The organism is Petrotoga sp. SL27, from assembly GCF_002924605.1.
Classification (GTDB): Bacteria; Thermotogota; Thermotogae; order Petrotogales; family Petrotogaceae; genus Petrotoga; species Petrotoga sibirica.
Genome location: NZ_JAIP01000005.1, coordinates 1 through 17817 on the forward strand (window position 1 = coordinate 1; position 17817 = coordinate 17817).

Annotated in this window: 13 protein-coding genes and 3 pseudogenes; 8 read left to right on the forward strand and 8 right to left on the reverse strand. The window is 34.6% G+C overall.

Translation table 11 applies throughout. From position 1 onward, the window contains the following. The 8 genes and pseudogenes from AD60_RS02600 to msrA form a co-directional block, all read left to right on the forward strand. Positions 1–260, forward strand: a pseudogene (locus AD60_RS02600) (methyl-accepting chemotaxis protein); the annotation flags it as partial. 226 nt (positions 261–486) lie between these two features. Further along, entirely contained in the window at positions 487–2862 is a 2376-nt protein-coding gene (locus tag AD60_RS02605; protein ID WP_103876327.1) for a sugar-binding domain-containing protein, read from the forward strand. 90 nt (positions 2863–2952) lie between these two features. After that, positions 2953–4842 carry a family 16 glycosylhydrolase gene (locus tag AD60_RS02610; protein WP_134080081.1) on the forward strand — a complete coding sequence of 630 codons (1890 nt, stop codon included), beginning with the start codon at positions 2953–2955 and terminating at the stop codon, positions 4840–4842. Positions 4843–5137: 295 nt separating this feature from the next. Next, positions 5138–7127 (forward strand): annotated as a pseudogene (locus AD60_RS10435) (carbohydrate-binding domain-containing protein). Positions 7128–7165: 38 nt separating this feature from the next. Next, positions 7166–7573, forward strand: a complete 408-nt coding sequence (locus AD60_RS02625) for a VOC family protein (RefSeq protein WP_103876329.1) — start codon at positions 7166–7168, stop codon at positions 7571–7573. Positions 7574–7597: 24 nt separating this feature from the next. Continuing rightward, on the forward strand, positions 7598–8590 hold the full coding sequence (locus tag AD60_RS02630; protein WP_103876330.1) for a LacI family DNA-binding transcriptional regulator: 993 nt from the start codon (positions 7598–7600) through the stop codon (positions 8588–8590). A gap of 111 nt (positions 8591–8701) precedes the next feature. Continuing rightward, positions 8702–9520, forward strand: coding sequence for a M55 family metallopeptidase (locus tag AD60_RS02635; RefSeq protein ID WP_199177830.1), 819 nt, complete (start codon positions 8702–8704; stop codon positions 9518–9520). Between the two features lie 19 nt (positions 9521–9539). Beyond that, a complete protein-coding gene (gene msrA, locus AD60_RS02640) occupies positions 9540–10061 on the forward strand; it encodes a peptide-methionine (S)-S-oxide reductase MsrA (protein ID WP_103876331.1) in 522 nt (173 codons plus the stop codon). 29 nt (positions 10062–10090) lie between these two features. Here msrA and AD60_RS02645 read toward each other — a convergent pair whose 3' ends face one another. The 8 genes and pseudogenes from AD60_RS02645 to AD60_RS02680 all read right to left on the reverse strand — a co-directional run. Beyond that, positions 10091–10882 (reverse strand): alpha/beta fold hydrolase, encoded by a 792-nt coding sequence (locus AD60_RS02645; protein ID WP_103876332.1) that lies wholly within the window; start codon positions 10880–10882, stop codon positions 10091–10093. 17 nt (positions 10883–10899) lie between these two features. Then, the gene (locus AD60_RS02650) at positions 10900–12030 is read right to left on the reverse strand and encodes a TetR/AcrR family transcriptional regulator (RefSeq protein ID WP_103876333.1); all 1131 of its coding nucleotides are present in this window, start codon (positions 12028–12030) and stop codon (positions 10900–10902) included. A gap of 18 nt (positions 12031–12048) precedes the next feature. Next, entirely contained in the window at positions 12049–13764 is a 1716-nt protein-coding gene (locus AD60_RS02655) for an alpha/beta fold hydrolase (protein ID WP_103876334.1), read from the reverse strand. A 5-nt stretch (positions 13765–13769) separates the two neighbouring features. Then, on the reverse strand, positions 13770–14651 hold the full coding sequence (locus AD60_RS02660) for a branched-chain amino acid ABC transporter permease (RefSeq protein WP_158248356.1): 882 nt from the start codon (positions 14649–14651) through the stop codon (positions 13770–13772). Between the two features lie 16 nt (positions 14652–14667). Beyond that, positions 14668–15360: an ABC transporter ATP-binding protein gene (locus AD60_RS02665; RefSeq protein WP_166667831.1), complete on the reverse strand. Its 693-nt coding sequence runs from the start codon at positions 15358–15360 to the stop codon at positions 14668–14670. Continuing rightward, entirely contained in the window at positions 15353–16108 is a 756-nt protein-coding gene (locus tag AD60_RS02670; RefSeq protein ID WP_103876337.1) for an ABC transporter ATP-binding protein, read from the reverse strand. Before AD60_RS02670 ends, AD60_RS02665 begins: the two co-directional genes overlap by 8 nt. A 61-nt stretch (positions 16109–16169) precedes the next feature. Then, positions 16170–17381 carry an ABC transporter substrate-binding protein gene (locus tag AD60_RS02675; protein WP_103876338.1) on the reverse strand — a complete coding sequence of 404 codons (1212 nt, stop codon included), beginning with the start codon at positions 17379–17381 and terminating at the stop codon, positions 16170–16172. A gap of 53 nt (positions 17382–17434) precedes the next feature. Next, a pseudogene (locus AD60_RS02680) lies at positions 17435–17817 on the reverse strand (acetate kinase); the annotation flags it as partial.

Genomic DNA, 17817 nt, shown 5'->3' on the forward strand with positions numbered 1-17817 from the left:
AAGAAAGGATAGAAAGGATGGACCAAGGGATAGAAAACATGACTGCAAGTGCGCAAGAACAAAGTGCAAGTGCGCAAGAGATGAGCACAGCGATGGACAGGGTAGCGAAAGCGGCAACACAGATAAGTGAACAACTAGAAAGGTCAAGAAGTGTAATAAACGAACAAGTAAAACAAGGGGTAGGGATAAACGAAGAAGCGAAAGAGTTGAGTGAATTAGCCACAGAATTAAAAGGATTAGTTGGAAGTTTTAAGATATAAAATTTTGCTGAATTGTGCAAAAAGCTTTTTGCTACTTTATGCAAAAGTGTTCTTTATAATGCCTTAGAAACAATTTCCATATTCTCATTTGCGAAGCAAATGCCTTTGAGGGGTTTACCCCTCAATGTCCGGGTTTGCCCCTTAATGCACGGGTAAAGGGGCGCTGAAACAAGTTTTAGAGTACCTAAAGCCTGTACAAAATATTTTTTTTGAGGAGGAATCTCAATTGCAAATATCTTTAAATGGAAAATGGAAGGTTTACGACAATGAAAAAGAGTTTGAGTTTGATGGAAACGTCCCTGGAACCGTACAAGGAGACCTTGTGGATTTGAATCTCATGCCTCACCCTTATGTAGGAGAAAATGAAAAACTTTTCAAAAGGTTAGAATGGAAAAATTGGATATATTATAAGAAATTTCACATAGAAGAGATAAACAATGAGCTACGTTACGATCTTGTATTAGAAGGTGTAGATACCCTTTCAAATATCTACCTTAACGATAATTTCGTTGGAGAAACCGAAGATATGTTCATAGAATACCGGTTTGACATTAAAAATCATCTCAAAATTGGGAAAAATTCTTTAAGAATAGAGATTAAATCTCCAATAGACCTTCCTAAAAGATTTGAAAAAAATTACGGGAAATTACACGCTGGCGAAGAGACCGCAAGAGTTTACATAAGAAAAGCTCAGTATTCCTATGGCTGGGATTGGGGAGCAAGAATAGCCACAAGTGGGATATACAAGGATATTTACATAGAAAGTTATAAAGATGCTAGACTTTTCGGTTCCACTGCTTTTTTGGAGAATTTAGATGGAAAAGTTAACTTTTCCGGTTACGTTGATTCCCACATTAACGATACTAAAAACTACAATGTAGAGATCCTTTTCAATGGAAATCCAGTAATTACATTACCAGTAATTGCTAGCCTTGAAAATTATAAATTTGAAGGTTCTAAAAGAATCGAGAATTTAAAGCTTTGGTACCCACACGATTTGGGTGAAAGTTATTTATACGAAGTTGAGTTCAAACTTAAGAAAAATAAAGAAACAATCTACAGTGAGAAAAAGAAAATAGGTTTTAGAATCGTCAGGGTAGTGAGAGAAAATGACTCAGAAGGCGAAAGCTTTATCTTTGAGATAAATGGTAGGAAAATCTTCGCCAAAGGGGCAAATTGGATCCCTGCTGAAAATATATTAAGTTGGTTAAAAGAGAGTGATTACGATAAACTTCTCAAAATGGCTAAGGAATCCAATATGAACATGTTGAGAGTATGGGGAGGGGGCCTTTACGAAGATCCCACATTTTACAACAGATGTGATGAGTTAGGGATATTAGTTTGGCAAGACTTCATGTTTGCATGTGCCGAATATCCTGACCATATAGATTGGTTTAGAAAGCTTGCAAATGAAGAAGTAAGACATCAAGTAATGAAATTAAGACACCACCCAAGTATAGTCCTTTGGTGTGGAAATAACGAGAATAATTGGGGTTTTGAAGAATGGGATTACAAATTGAAAGTGGATGGGAAAAATCTTGGAAATAGACTTTACTTAGAAGATTTTCCTAAAATATGCGCCCAAGAAGATCCATCGAGACTGTATTGGCCATCGAGCCCATACGGTGGCAGTAGAGCTAACTCTTCTGAAGCAGGAGACAGACATGTTTGGGAAATTTGGTCAGGTTGGCAAGATTACAAATACTATACATGGGACAATTCAAAGTTCGTAAGTGAATTTGGATTTCAAGCTGCTCCAGATCCAAAAACTATTGATTTCTTTGCCGAAGATAATGAAAAAGATATATTTTCACCAACGATGTTAAATCATAATAAACAAGTTGAAGGTCCCGAAAGACTCTTAAGGTTCATTAATGGACATTATGGTTTGATTGGTAATTTTGATTCAATTGTTTATTTAACACAACTCAACCAAGCAGAAGCTATTAAAACAGGAGTAGAACATTGGAGAAGCAGAAAATACAAAACAGCGGGAACTCTTTATTGGCAAATAAATGATTCGTGGCCTGTTTTCAGCTGGGCTTCAATAGATTATTTTAAAAGGCCAAAAGCTTTATACTTTTACACTAAAAGATTTTATAATCAATTGTTAGGGATTGCCAAAAACAAAGATGAAAAGGTCATAATATCACTGATAAACGATGGAATCAAGACCGACGTTGATTTGGGATTTCAGCTTTGGTCTCTAGATGGAAAAAAACTGATGCAAAAAGAATATTCAAACATAAAAACTCCCGAAGATTCTGTAATAACTGTTGATCAACTCAATATTTCCAACATTGACTTAGATAACTCCATAGCTTACTTAATTCTAAAACAAAACGGAAAAATCATAATAGAAAACCACGAATTGTTTGCAGATTTAAGAAAAAATAAATTAAACGATCCAAAGATAACATACAAAAAAGACGGAAACAACTTGATATTGAGTTGTGAAAAACCGGCGTTGGGAGTAAACGTTAAGGTAAATGGGGAAAATTATTCTCAAGATAACTTCTTTGCTCTTTTCCCCTCCTATCCAAAAGTTCTAAATAATATCGAAGGGGAAATTAGTATAAAAAGCACTTTTGATTATTTGTAGTATAAAGATTTAAATTTATAAATTAAAGTGCACGACACTCTTTTTAATTTTTAAAAACAAAAAATATCTTCAACATGGCGGTGTGTAAAAATGAAGAAAGTAAGTTTGATTTTATTGGCTTTATTTGTTTCACTTTTTTGTTTAGCCCAATCATCAGTAGAGGATGAAGAAAATGAACTTAGCTTACTAAAAAATGGCTATTTCAATAGTCCTTTGTCAACTGAACAACCCCTGGAAAACGGGGTACTTGATAGCAAAGGAAGTTGGGCTCTATTTTTTGAGGGAGATGCCAAAGCTACAATTATTGAAAGTGTTTTAAAAGTGGAGGTAATTGACAATGGCCCAAATGACTGGTCGGTGCAATTGTTGCAATCTCCTATAAAAATTGAAAGAGGCGGTCAATATAAAATTGTTTTTGATGGGAAGGCAGAAAGCAATCAATCTTTGGCTGTAAAGATTGGTGGTACTGCACTTAGAGGGTGGACAGCTTATTTCCAGCAACAGTTTGAATTAACTCCGCAATGGAATACCTACGAATCAAGTTTTACCATGTACCAAGGCACAGATGAAGATGCGCGTTTTGAATTTTGGTTTCTTGATAATGGAAACTACTTTATAGACAATGTTAAGTTGATAAAAACAGGAGATCAATTTCTACCTGAAGAAGGTACATTAACAGAAGAGGATGAAAATGAAGTGGAAAACTGGAAATTAATTTGGGAAGAAGATTTTGACACCATAGATCCTGATGTGTGGACATTTGAACTTGGAAGTCCTGATTGGAATGGAGACGGAATTCCGGATCGCTGGGGAAACAATGAGTTACAATACTATACTGACAAGAATGCATCTATTCAAGATGGTAAATTGGTTATAACAGCAAAAGAGGAAACAATTACTGACATGAACACTACTTTTTATTATACTTCCAGTAGAATGATCACAAAAGGCAAATATGAAGTACAGTACGGAAGAATAGAAGTCAGGGCCAAAATGCTAGTTGGTCAGGGTATATGGCCCGCCATTTGGATGTTAGGAAATGATATTGATGATAATCCATCGCCAGCTTGTGGTGAAATTGATATAATGGAATATTTAGGGCACGAACCAAACAAGGTTTATGGTACCGTTCACGGCCCTATTTCAGCTGGAACAGGTGTTGGATCCTATTATATCTTAGAAAACGGAAACTTCAATGATGATTTCCATGTGTTTGCTTTAGAATGGGATGAAGATGAAATAGAATTTTATGTCGACGATGTTTTGTACTGCATTGTCAATAAATATGAAATTGGTGAAGAAGATTGGGTTTTCGATCATCCTTTCTTCTTTATACTAAACGTGGCTGTTGGAGGAAATTGGCCTGGTTACCCAGATGAAACTACCGTTTTCCCGCAAAGTATGGAAGTGGATTACATCAAAGTATATGAAGATATAGATCAACGTTCAATTACGGGTCTTGAGGTTTGGGATAGCGAATATGAAAAAGCGATAAAAGAGAAGGCTGAGGAGATAGAAAATACGGATGGGGGAATAGTTAACGGAGACTTTGAAGGTCCTTTTATAAACGATCAAGAAGGTTCACCTGATAATTGGTATATCTGGGTTGGAAAAGGTGGTAAGGCTACTGGTAACATTGTTAATGGAGAGTTTAAGATGGATATAGAAAAAGTAGGTAATCAGACATGGTCCATTCAACTTGTTCAGTTCGTTAAGTTACGTGCTGGAGATTATACATTATCATTAAAAGCAAGAGCGGATGAACCAAGAGATATTCTTGTTTTAATACAGCATGAAGGAGATAGTTGGACAGTGTATGGCCAAAAATATCTTGAATTAACATCAGAAATGCAAGAATTTACCGTAGATGTATCTCTACCAAATGATGATATACCCAAATTATCAATTAATTATGGGAAAACACCTAATGGAAAACCAACTACTGTTTATGTAGATGATGTAAAAATATCACCAAAATAAATAATAATCTTTTTAAATTCTAATTTTAGGATCTAAAAAATTTAAAAAACAAAAAATATTTTCAATAGGGAGGTAAGCATAAATGAAAAAGATTTTAGCATGGGCATTGGTTGTTTGTATTAATCTTGTTTTATTGGCAAATTCAGTATTAATTCCACCAAATATCGACGATACTTTCTTATACGGTAACGAACTTGTGAAAAAACCTTCGGAAGCCGGGGCTTTGCAAGTTATTGAGTATAACGGGATAAAAACTTTGGGCGATGAAGAAGGTAATCCTATTCAATTAAGGGGTATGAGCACGCACGGGCTTCAATGGTTCCCAGAAATTCTAAATGAAAATGCTTTCGCTGTTCTTGCGAATGATTGGGAAGCGAATGTAATTCGCCTTGCCATGTATGTGGGAGAAGACGGATACGCAACAAATCCTGAAACCATAAAAAAAGAGTCATTCAAGGGATCGATCTTGCAAAGAAGTACGATTTGTACGTGATCGTTGATTGGCATGTACATGCACCAGGAGATCCAACCGATCCAATATATGAAGGAGCGCAGGAATTCTTTAAAGAAATTTCAGAATTGTATCCCAATGATCCTCATATCATCTATGAATTATGTAACGAACCAAATGGTATCCCAAATGATAAAACTGGTTGGCAAATTGTAAAAGATTATGCCGAACCTATTACTGAAATGTTTCGAGGAAACGGTAATGAAAACATCGTTATTGTTGGAAATCCCAATTGGAGCCAAAAACCTGATTTAGCTGCTGATGATCCAATCGACGATCAAAATACCGTTTACACCCTTCATTTTTATGCAGGTACCCATGAGCCATCACCAGATAGTTACGTAATGAAAAATGCAATTTATGCAGTGGAGCACGGTGCCCCTATTTTTGTATCTGAATGGGGAACAAGCGAAGCTACCGGCGATGGTGGACCATATATAGAAGAATCAGATGAATGGCTTAAGTTTTTGAACGCCAATAACGTTAGTTGGATTAATTGGTCTCTCACTAATAAAAATGAAAAATCTGCGGCATTTACACCATACGTATATGGTGAATCTAAAGCAACAGATCTTGATCCAGGACCTGATCAAATATGGTCACCAGAGGAACTAAGTGTATCAGGAGAATATGTTCGTGCACGTATAAAAGGCTTAGAATACGAACCAATCGACCGTTCATATTATTACAAAACATTATGGGATTTTGATGATGGGACGACGCAAGGCTTTGTAGTAAATTCCAACAGTCCTGTCACTGATGTAACGTTGACCAATGAGGATAATAGATTAAAATCTCTGGTTTAGATGCAAGCAACGACGTTAGCGAAGGAGGATTTTGGAACAATCTTCGTATTTCAGCGGATGATTGGTCCAACGCAGTCGATATTACCGGGGCAGAAAAAATAATGATAGATGTTATTTTAACATCTCCTGCAACTGTTGCCATTGCAGCAATTCCCCAAGGACCCGGCAATGGCTGGTGGACTAATCCTGTTCGTGCCGTAAGGCTCTTCCCAAATGATTTTATCAAACAAGTTGATGGAACTTACAAAGCAGTTCTAACAATTACGGCTGAAGATAGCCCTGGCTTGGAAATAATCGGCATGAGTGACACAGACAATACGATTCAAAATATCGTTCTTTTCGTAGGTACAGATGGAACAGATGTAATTTATTTGGATAATTTTAAGGTTTCTGGCAAAAAAATTGAAATTCCCATTATCCATGATTCGTTAGGTGAAGCAAAATTACCATCGGATTTTGAAGATGACACTCGTCAGGGTTGGAAATGGAGTAGTGACTCAGCAGTGCAAACAGCTCTTACCCTAGAAGAAGCCAACGGTTCAAAAGATTTATCTTGGAAAGTAGCATATCCTGAAGTAAAGCCAAGTGATCCGTGGGCATCCGCACCACGTTTAGATCTCTGGATGGATGGCCTAAAACGTGGGAATAAAAATTTCTTGTTTTTTGATTTTTATTTAGCTCCCGATAGAGCTTCGGAAGGAACTATTGAAATAAACTTGGCGTTTCAACCACCATCAGCAGGTTATTGGGCACAGGCATCCAATACTTATGTAATTGATTTATCAGATCTTGATTCCGCAACTGTAACAAATGACGGCTTGTACCATTATGAAGCAAAAATAGATTTAAATTCAGTTCCCAATATTGAAGACAACACTGATTTAAGAAATATGCTTTTAATTTTTGTTGATGTAAACAGCGACTTCGCTGGAAGAATGTATATAGATAATGTCAATTTTATTGAATAAAAAAGCAAAAAATTTTCATCTATAAGGAGCTGAGTATTATGAATTTTAATTTCGATCATTTAGCAATCACAGTTTCCGATTTGGAAAAATCTGTTGGATTTTACAGAGATATTCTTGGCTTTAGAGTTTTAGGAAAGCTTGTTCAAGACAATGGGAATTTCGCAATTGTTTACCTTGATATGGGGGATAAAGTACTTGAATTATTCAACTTTACAGAAAAAGGAAAATATCTAACAACTCAAAACGATAAAGACATGGGCATAAAACACTTTGCTTTTAAAGTAAAAAGTGTCGACCAAACCTTTAAATATCTAAGAGAAAAAGGGGTAGAATTCACAATGGAACCTACCAACGCTGAGGGCGGTGTACGAATCGCCTTTTTCAAAGATCCTGATAACATTCTAATAGAGATAATTGAGGGAGAACTTAATTTAGAAACATATTAAGGGTAACTCTTGAGGTGAGGAAAAATGGCAACGATAAGAGAAATTGCTAAAGCTTCGGGCTTCTCTATCGCAACGGTATCTAGAGTTCTCAGTGGAAGCGAGAACGTTACTGAAGAAACAAGAAAAAAGATTTTGAAGGTTATAAAAGAGTTAGATTACAGAAGAAGCCAGAGCATAAAAGGGAGCTCCTTTAGGGGCATCGGAGTCTTGGTTCCCGACCTAAAAACAGATTATTATGGAATGATAGCTGAAGGAATAGAAGAAATCCTTCTACAAAATCATTTGGAAATGTTCCTTTCAATATATAGACATTCTTTAGAAAAAGAGAAAGATACCTTAGAAGAGTTCTTTGCAAGAAAAATTGACGGTGTCATTGTTTGCACAACCTATCAGGATGAAGAGTGCTTAGAAAAATTCATTGAAGCAGGTATACCGGTTGTCGCTGTAGATAGGGGAAACTCAGAACTGAAAATAGATATTGTTACTATAGATAATTATGACTCTTCAATAAAAGTCGCAAAATACTTATACGAAATGGGCCACAGAAAAGTCTTACATGTCGAAGGTCTAATGGAAATATACTCTGCCAAGGAAAGAAAGAAGGCTTTTCTGGATTTTGCACAAAAGAAAGAAGATTTTGAAGTCATCTCTATTCCTGCAAGTTTTGACGTTAAAGATGGATATATTGCTATTAAAAAATACCTTGATAAATATGGAAAAAACTTTACAGCGATTTTTTTCGCCAATGATTGGATGGCCTTGGGGGGGATAAAAGCGCTGAAAGAAGCAGGATTCAATTACCCTGAAGATGTCTCAATAGTTGGTTTTGATGATTCCACGTTGGCTAAATATTTATACCCTTCTCTAACAACCATTAAACAACCTGTTTACGAAATGGGATTGAACGCAGCAAAACTTTTAATAGAAAAATTAGAAGGTAAAAATGAAAGTAAGGTGAAAAGAAGAGTTATCTTGCCAACAAAATTAATAATTAGAGATTCGGTTAGAAAAATATAATTTAATGATTTTTTGATATAATTATACTAATTATAGGACGGGGGATGGGGCAAAGGGGCGCTATATATTGTTTTATAGGTTCTAAAGAGAGTAACAATTATCAATGAGGAGATGATTCCCATAAAAATATACATTTCATTTGATTTTGAAGGGCTTGGGGGCATCACCCAATGGAACGATGTCACAAAAAATAATAAAGATTACAAACAAACCTATGCTGTTAAGCAATTGAAAGCGTTGCTAGAAGAGTTAAAAGAGCATGAGATCACTTTATCAGATTCCCATGCGGAAGGGAACAACATTCCGTGGGAGATCACAGATGAATTTCCAAACGTAAAATTAATCAGTGGTGGGATAAGAAAATATTACATGATGACCGGCATAGATGAGTCTTTCGATAGAATGATCTTTTTTGGTTATCATGCTGGAGTAGGAGAAAAATACTCTACTATGGATCATACTTATTCGAGTTCTTCTATTCATAATATTTGGATCAATGGAGTAGAAATGAATGAAACGTTAATTAATGCAGCATACGGAGGTAGTTTTGGTGTTCCATTGGCAATGGTTGTTGGGGATGATAAACTCAAAAAAAAACTGAACCCATATTTTAAGCATTTATACTACGTAGAAACCAAAAGTTCCTTAGGCAGATATTCTGCAGAGTTTAAACCTATGAAGCAATTATTAGAAGAAATTAAAAGCACAACTAAAGAAATGATAGATAAAAACAAAGAATATTTTGATGTCTACACATTCAACTCACCCATCGAGATGATTGTTGAATTTTCTGACACTTCAAAAGCTGATATGGTGGAATCTATGCCATTAACAGAAAGAATAGATGGAAGAAAGGTGAAAATAAGCAACGACAATTATCGTGTGATTTTTGAAGCTCTTTTAGCAATAACATATATATGTGGAGCATAGAAAATAAGAGGTGATTAAAATGAGCGAAATACCAACAGATACAGCAATCTTTGCAGCTGGATGTTTTTGGGGAGTAGAATACATGTTTAAAAAAGTCACAGGTGTCATCGACGTAGTCAGTGGTTACACAGGTGGTTTTGTTGAAAATCCAACTTATGAGCAGGTTTGTAGCGGAAAAACAGGTCATGCAGAATCTGTTTTAATTGTCTATGATCCAAACATAGTAAGCTACGAATCATTAGTCAGATATTTTTTTGAAATTCATGACTTTGGCCAAGAAAATGGTCAGGGACCAGACATTGGAGAGCAATATAGAAGCGAAATATTTTACATAAATGAAGAACAAAAAGCAATCGCGGAAAAAGTAAAAGACGAGTTGATCAATAGAGGTTTAAAAGTCGTAACTAAAATAACTAAAGCTTCAGAATTTTACGAAGCAGAGGATTATCATCAAAATTATTATGAAAAAACAGAAAAAGCCCCTTATTGCCACTTCAGAAGAAGAATTTTTAAAAATGATTATATTAAATTCTCAGTGTAAATAATGGGAATAATTTCAAATTTAATTTTTTAATCGTAATTAAAAAAGGCTTCTACTAGCAGACAAAATTCTTCAAATTTTTCAAAAAAAAGCGCATGTCCAGTGTTTTCTAAGTTTGCTAACAATGAATTTTTTACTTTTTTATTCATTTCTATCATTTGACTTTTGGGGGTTATAATATCTTCTTCACCTGAAATGAAAAGAGTTTTAGCCGTGATATTAGATATTTCATTTCTAATATCAAATGTTTCGTTAGACGATGCAAGTCTTATAAAGCTATCAAACCAGTCTTTAGTTAAGGTTTCTTTAAATATCTTTCTTCTATTCATAAGCCATTCGTAGTTGTTGTTATAAAATGAACGAGAGTATATGTAAGGAAGTGAAATGTCAAAAAACTTTTCACCATCATAAAGTTCTGCTGCAACTTTCCATGCTTGACCTATAGACTTAAGATAGTTATCTATATGATCGGTTGCATTTGAAAGTACCAATTTATCGATCATCTCGGGAAACTTTAAAGCGAACAATTCTGCGATTTGTGCCCCGTAGGAAACCCCCATTAAATTAACTTTTTTTAATCCTAAATGATCAACTAATTTTTTTAAATCTTCGACATGAACTTCTATAGTATAAGGTTTGTCGGTAATTCTTGCGGATTTTCCTTGATCTCGAGTATCAAACGTAATAACTTGGAATTTTTTTTGCCATCTCTCTATATGGGCCATCCAACTTGAGGTACTCATCATAATGCCGTTTAATATAATTACCGGCCTTCCTTTTCCATAAATTTCATAATAGATACCTGGATCCTCTAAATACATTCATCTCTCACTCCTTTTTAAATATGTATTCCATATGTAAGGTAAATTGATAATTCTTTCAAAAGTGATTTTATATCTTTAATTCTATTCAAGAAAATTTTATCTATCCCCGTGTAATGGCTTATCCCCATTAGACTGTTTGCTAACAATTTTTTATCTTCTATTTTTGTTCGTTCAAGATTCTCAACATAACCCTTTTCAAATCTGTCATAATAATCATTTGCTGCCTTTTTTACAATAAATTCAGATTCTCTTACGATTTTATAGTATTCAGAATTACTCTCAAAATATTTTAAAAAGAGATAAATACCCCTTAACTCGTTTTCTGCCCTATTTAATTGTTTTTTTTGATTGATAGTAAGGAACCTTCTTGTCATTTTACCAATTATTTTAACTATCTCCTCTAAAAAAGCTTCTTTGCTTTCAAAATAAAGATAAAATGTCCCCACTGAATAACCAGCATTTCTTGTGATATTGTGAATATCTGTTTTATAATATCCCTTCGTACCAAATAGTTTAATACCGGAAGATAATAATTTAGTTCTGGCGGATTCGTCTAGGGGAATATCGGGATAAACCACATCTTCATCATCGAATATTAAAGAAAAATTTTTTATTTCATCATAAAAAATCCCGTTAGTTATAACCCTTTCAATTTCTGTTTTGTCATAACTTAAACCATTAAAAATATACCTTATAATAACAAATCTTACAATACCTGAAATAAATAATTGTTCCGCCTGAGTCGTTTCACGCAGTAAAACCAAAGAAACTCCCTTGCCATATAAATCTCTCAAGTGTTGTTCGTATTTGGGATATCGATATTGACCTTCTCGGTAAATTAAAATATCTTTTTTGTAGTCTCCCACTCCAGATTTAACAACGATGTCTAAAAACGAATCCATCCTGTCCTCGAAACTTTTACCAGAAATTGTAGAAAAGCCGTCTTCATAATAAATTACTATTTCGTTTAACAATTTAAGAAATATGTCCTCTTTGTTCTTAAAATACTTGTAAAATATCCCATTAGATAATCCGGCTCTTCTACAGATTTCGACAACGGAAACTGTTTCATACCATTTTTCAGAAAAAAGATCCCTGGCTGCTGTCATCAATTTTATATAAGATTTATTTTTTGCTCTATTCAACGTTATCTCCTTCGTTTTTTAATTTTTCTCCAATGTAAAACTTTTAAAAATATCTATAAATGTTTTTGGTTTTTCTATTATAATCGAATGTCCAACATCAGGAATAATTTCTAATTTCCCATTTGTACTTTGAACGATTTCATTAGCCATATTTTTAGTTATCAACGTATCTTTTTCTCCAAGAATGAACAATATTTCTCCCATATAATTTTTAGATATTTCTTCATAGTTATAATTTTCCAGAGCCCTTGCATTTTCAGTAAAACATTTTGGATTCATCAAAAGTGCATCGTTAGTTAGACAGTTTAGTAATTTTCTATCTTTTGATGAGGGGGTCATTGCCTTTAAAGAATTCTTCAGAAGCGTTCTATTGTTTTTTAGCAAATTCAAAACATAATAATTTTCTTCTGGAGTCTTCAAACCCTTTAAAGAAGGGGAATCAACAAGTATTAATTTTTCTACTTTTTCTGGATATCTAAAGGCTATCGACATTGCTACAGCTCCACCCAAAGAATGACCAACTAAAACAACCTTATTCAACCCTAAAACATCTATAAACTTTTTGATATATTCTGCATAAGTATCTATTTGAATTTCTTTCACCCAATCAGAGTAACCAAAATTTGGCAAATCAGGGATATAGACCTTAAAACCTTCAATGTTTTTCACTTTATTAAACCATCTGTGAGAAGCATAATTACCATGAATCATAACAACAGGGTTGCCTTCACCACTTACTTCATAATATAATTTTACTCCATCAATGTCAATATAACTTCCCTCTTTTTTCTTATTCTTCCAAAATTTTTTTGTAATCCACACAACAGGAATTTCAAAATATCTGAAATACAACATGTTCAACCCGTAAGAAAGGCCACGAGGAAAGAATAAAACAAATATTATTAACAAACTACCCACTATTATAGTCATAGGAAAATTGCCTCGTGAAAATAAAAACGGCATACCTGTAATTATAACAGAACCAATCAATCCTCCATTTAATGAAGCAACTCCGCCAATAATAACCATCGCCAAAAGATTCAACGATACGTTCAAACCAAAATCTGCAGGGGATATATATCCTAATGTATGAGCGTATAAAAAACCAGCTATTCCGCTGTAGATAGAACTGATGATAAAGGCTTGTAATTTTGCTTTAGAAATCTTTACCCCGTACGCCCTGGCAGCCAATTCACTGTCTCTTACCATATTGAATCTCTTTCCTGAAGGAGACTTTACTATTAAACTTGTTATATAAATCAAAAGACTATAAAAAATCAAATTCAGTAAATATGTATTAAAATCAGACTCAAAAAAAGCGGGGATGTTCCTCATTCCAGTTCTTCCGCCAAATATATCCATTGAGGCAATTATCTCTTGTACCGCTATACCAAATGCCATAGTTGCTATAGCTAAATAAAAACCCTTCAGTCTCATTGCTGGTAATGCTATTACCATTCCAAACAAAGTGGAAAAAAGAATAACGAAAATTAAATTTAAAAATATAGGCATATTTAAACTCATTGTAAAAAAAGCGCTTGTGTAGGCTCCAATAGCCATAAAGGCAGCATGTCCTATCGAGATCTGACCTGTGTATCCAAATATTACATTTAAACCTAAAGCTGCGATTGCAAAGATAATTATATTAGAAAACACTAACAATAAAAACGATTTGGAAATAAATATTAGACCCAGGAGAGAACCAATTATTAACGTATATAATGCAGTTTTCATTATTCTCACACTCTCCCTTCAAAATCTTTCCCAAATAAACCAGAAGGTTTAAATAACAAAACTAATATTATCAATACAAGAATAATAGATAATTGGTAATCAGGTGATATATAAATCCCAACCAACTTTTCTATTATCCCTAAAATCAGCCCACCTATAATAACACCAAATAGATTTGAAAAACCTCCAAGTACACCTGCTGTAATACCATACAATTGCATATTTATCAACATGCTGGGATGCATGTAAGTTTTTGGAGCTGCAAGAATTCCAACCAAACTAACAGTGGCTATTCCAATACTCCACACGATAGCATCCACACGGTTAATATCTATCCCACATACAAGTGAACCGATCTCATCTTGAGAACGGGATCTAATAGCTATACCTAACTTATTATACTTTAAAAATATAGCTAAAAGTAGCATTACAGCAATAGAAATTATAGTAATCACAACATCGTTTGTAGGCATAACTAGTACCCCATTTTCCAAAAATAAGATAAAAGGCTTTCCTGAAAATAATTCTGGATAAGAAAAGTAATCCGTTCCCCAAATCAACATGACCAAACCTTCAATTACCATCAATAACCCTAATGTAACCATAAGCATCGCACCGTGAGACAAATGCTTCAAAGGTCTCATTAAAAAACGTTCAACAACCATACCAATAAGGTATCCTGAAAATACTGCTGCAATTATAGATAAAATAATATTACTGCTCACCAAATAAACAGTAAGCCCAATATAAGTTCCCAACATACCCGAATTTCCATGAGCAAAGTTTAGAACCCCGGTGGTCCTAAAAATCAAAGCTATTCCAAAGGCGGTGAGACCATACAATGCTCCTTGTGGAATCCCTGAAATTATGCTTTGGAGTACTTGCAATTCAATCGCCCCTTTCTTATTTCCCCAAATATAACTTTTTTAACCTCTCGTCCTTCAACATTTCCTTGGATAATCCTTGATGTGCGACATAGCCGTTTTCTAATATGTAGGTTCTATCACTTATTTTTAGTGATTTTATTGCGTTTTGTTCCACAAGCAAAATAGGAATATCAGATTCTTTTAAAGTTTTTAATACACTGTATATTTCATCAATTATTATTGGTGCCAATCCCAATGAAGGCTCATCTAACATCAACAACTTTGGAGAAGCCATAAGGGCTCTGCCCAATGCCAACATCTGTTGTTCTCCTCCCGATAAAGAACCTGCTTTCTGCTTTTTTCTCTCTTTTAAAACAGGAAAAAGATCGTACACATATTTAGAATTTTTCGAATATTCTCCCCTTAAGTACGTTCCCATTCTCAAATTTTCTTCGACAGATAAACTAGAAAAGATTCTTCTATTTTCAGGACATAACACAATCCCTTTCTTTACCATATAAACGGTACTTTTATTACTTATATCTTCTCCCTCAAAAATCACCTTACCCTTTGATTTAACTATGTTCAAAATTCCAAAAAGCGTTGAAGTTTTACCCGCTCCGTTAGAACCTAAAATGGTAACTATTTCACCTTTATTCACAGAAAAAGAAATTTTTTTTACTGCCTTTACATGACCATAATTAACTTCCAAATTTTCAACTTCAAGCATTTTCATCTTCCCCCAAATACACTTTCACAACTTCTTCATTATTTGCTATATCTTCAGGAGTTCCTTCGGCAATCTTCTTCCCAAAATTCATAACGGTTACTAAATCAGAGACATTCATTACTACATTCATATCATGTTCCACCAACAATATCGTCTTCCCTCTTTTATTGACCATTTGTATAATACTTTTTATCTCCTCGGTTTCATAATAATTTAAACCCGCTGCCGGTTCATCCAATAAGAGAAGATCGGGATCAGAAATCACCGCTCTAGCCATTTCAACCCTTTTTAGCATCCCGTATGTGAGCTGAGAAGGGTAAGAAGTAAGTCTATTTTTTATGTCAAACATCTCTGCTACTTCTAAAACCTTCTCTCTTGCTTCTTTATCAAAATTCATTTTTGATTTCGAAAACACAGAGAAAAGTGAGTCATTATATTTGTGTATTAATCCAGAATAGATGTTTTCAAAAACGTTCATAGCCTGAAAAAGTTGCAAATTTTGAAAAGTTCTCGATATACCCATATATATTATGTCGTGGGTATCTAATTTTAAAAGAGATTCACCTTTGAATAAAATATCTCCTTTATGGGGATTCACTATCCTGGTAATTGTATTGAACAAAGTTGTTTTTCCAGCTCCATTAGGACCGATAAGAGCATGGATCTTTCCTTGACTTATTGTTATAGAAAAATCGTTAACTGCCTTTAAACCACCAAAGGTTACAGTAACGTTTTTGACTTCAAGCATTCTTCCACCTCAAATTTGTGTTTATGAATTATAAAGGGGGAAACACCCCCCTTACAATTATTTATAAAACTTCCAACAATGATTCAACAGAATAATGTATCCAACTTGAAGCAAAATCCCAAACTAAACCTTGTTCTGTTAAAACGGATTTTAGAACATACATAGAAGTCATACCCATTCTAGAATCAAAGCCTGCGGAAAACGGCTTATAACTCAAACCATGATTTTCGTCACCGAGGGTGATATAATTACCTTTCCAATTGTCTAAAGTCTCCAAAGCGGAAACTAAACTTTCTCTAGTCAAATCAGGACCTGCCCTTTTAACACCTTCAACGAAAACTTCTGCAGCTATCATACCAGCTATTGAATAGGCGTTAGGAATACCTTCATAGTATTCTTGCCATATTTTTATAGCAGGTTCCTCAGGGTTTGTAAAGTCTACGGCAACCCAAGCCATTACCTCAACACCATCTCCTGCTTCTTGAGCTAATTGTAGATAACTCACATCGGCGTTTGAATACGTCAAAAGATATCTTTGATTGGTCATACCAAATTGTTTGGCTTGACGCACAAAACCAACAGATTGGGGAAGAAACAGCATAACAGCTACGGCATCAGGTTTAACAGATAGTAAACGTGTTACTTCAGATGTAAAATCACTTTTAAAAGGATCCACTGCAATGTTTGCAACGGGCTCCATACCCAAGGCTTTTAATGTACCTACCGCTGAGTCACTGAACTCTTGACCATCTTCAGCATTTCTATAAACGATTGCTATTCTTTTATGTCCCTTTTCTACCAAATAGTTCATCACTATGTTCCCTTCTACTATGTAATTGGGTTGAACCGGGAAAATATACTTTCTCGGTGGAAGACTGAATTCTATCGAGCCCCCACCTTGATAAACAAAGGGAACGCCTCCATTATTCAGATAATCTTGCACAGCTAAAATGCCTGGGGTACCTAGCCCTCCAACGATAGAAAAAACACCATCTTGCTCAACCATTCTTCTAACTTCTACAACCGTTTTAGCAGGGTTGAACTGATCATCAGCTACTATTAACTCAATCTTTCTTCCGTAGATGCCACCGTTGTCGTTGATGTAATTAAAATAAGCTTGCATGCCTTGCGCCATGGGTCTTCCTATAGGTGCAACAGGCCCTGACATAGCTTGAAAAGTACCTACTAAGATCTTATCATCAGTTACCCCTACTTCCGAAAAAACTGAAACTAACAGCAAAACCACAAAAACCATACCAATAAATCTTTTCACCTTTCTCACCTCTCTTGATAAAGTTAAATTTCTTAAAAACTATCCTATCTTAGCTACACCTTAATCTCTTTAGCCCCATTTTGAAACTTTTTAACTACTCTTTTTGTATCCTGAGCTATCATTAATTCTTCATTAGTTTTTACTATCAGTACATCCACATCGGAGTCTGAAGTTGAGATAATCCCTTCTTTTCTATTCAACAAAGTATTTTTTTCTTTATCAATTTTAACTCCAAAGAAGTCTAAATAATCACAGACATCCATTCTTACATGTTCGTCATTTTCTCCCACACCCGCTGTGAATACCAATGCATCTAATCCTTTTAGTATGGTTATATAACTTCCTATGTATTTTGCTAAACGATATACATACACATCGTATGCCAACTTTGCCTTTTTATCCCCATTTTCTATTCCTTTTCTGATGTCTCTCATGT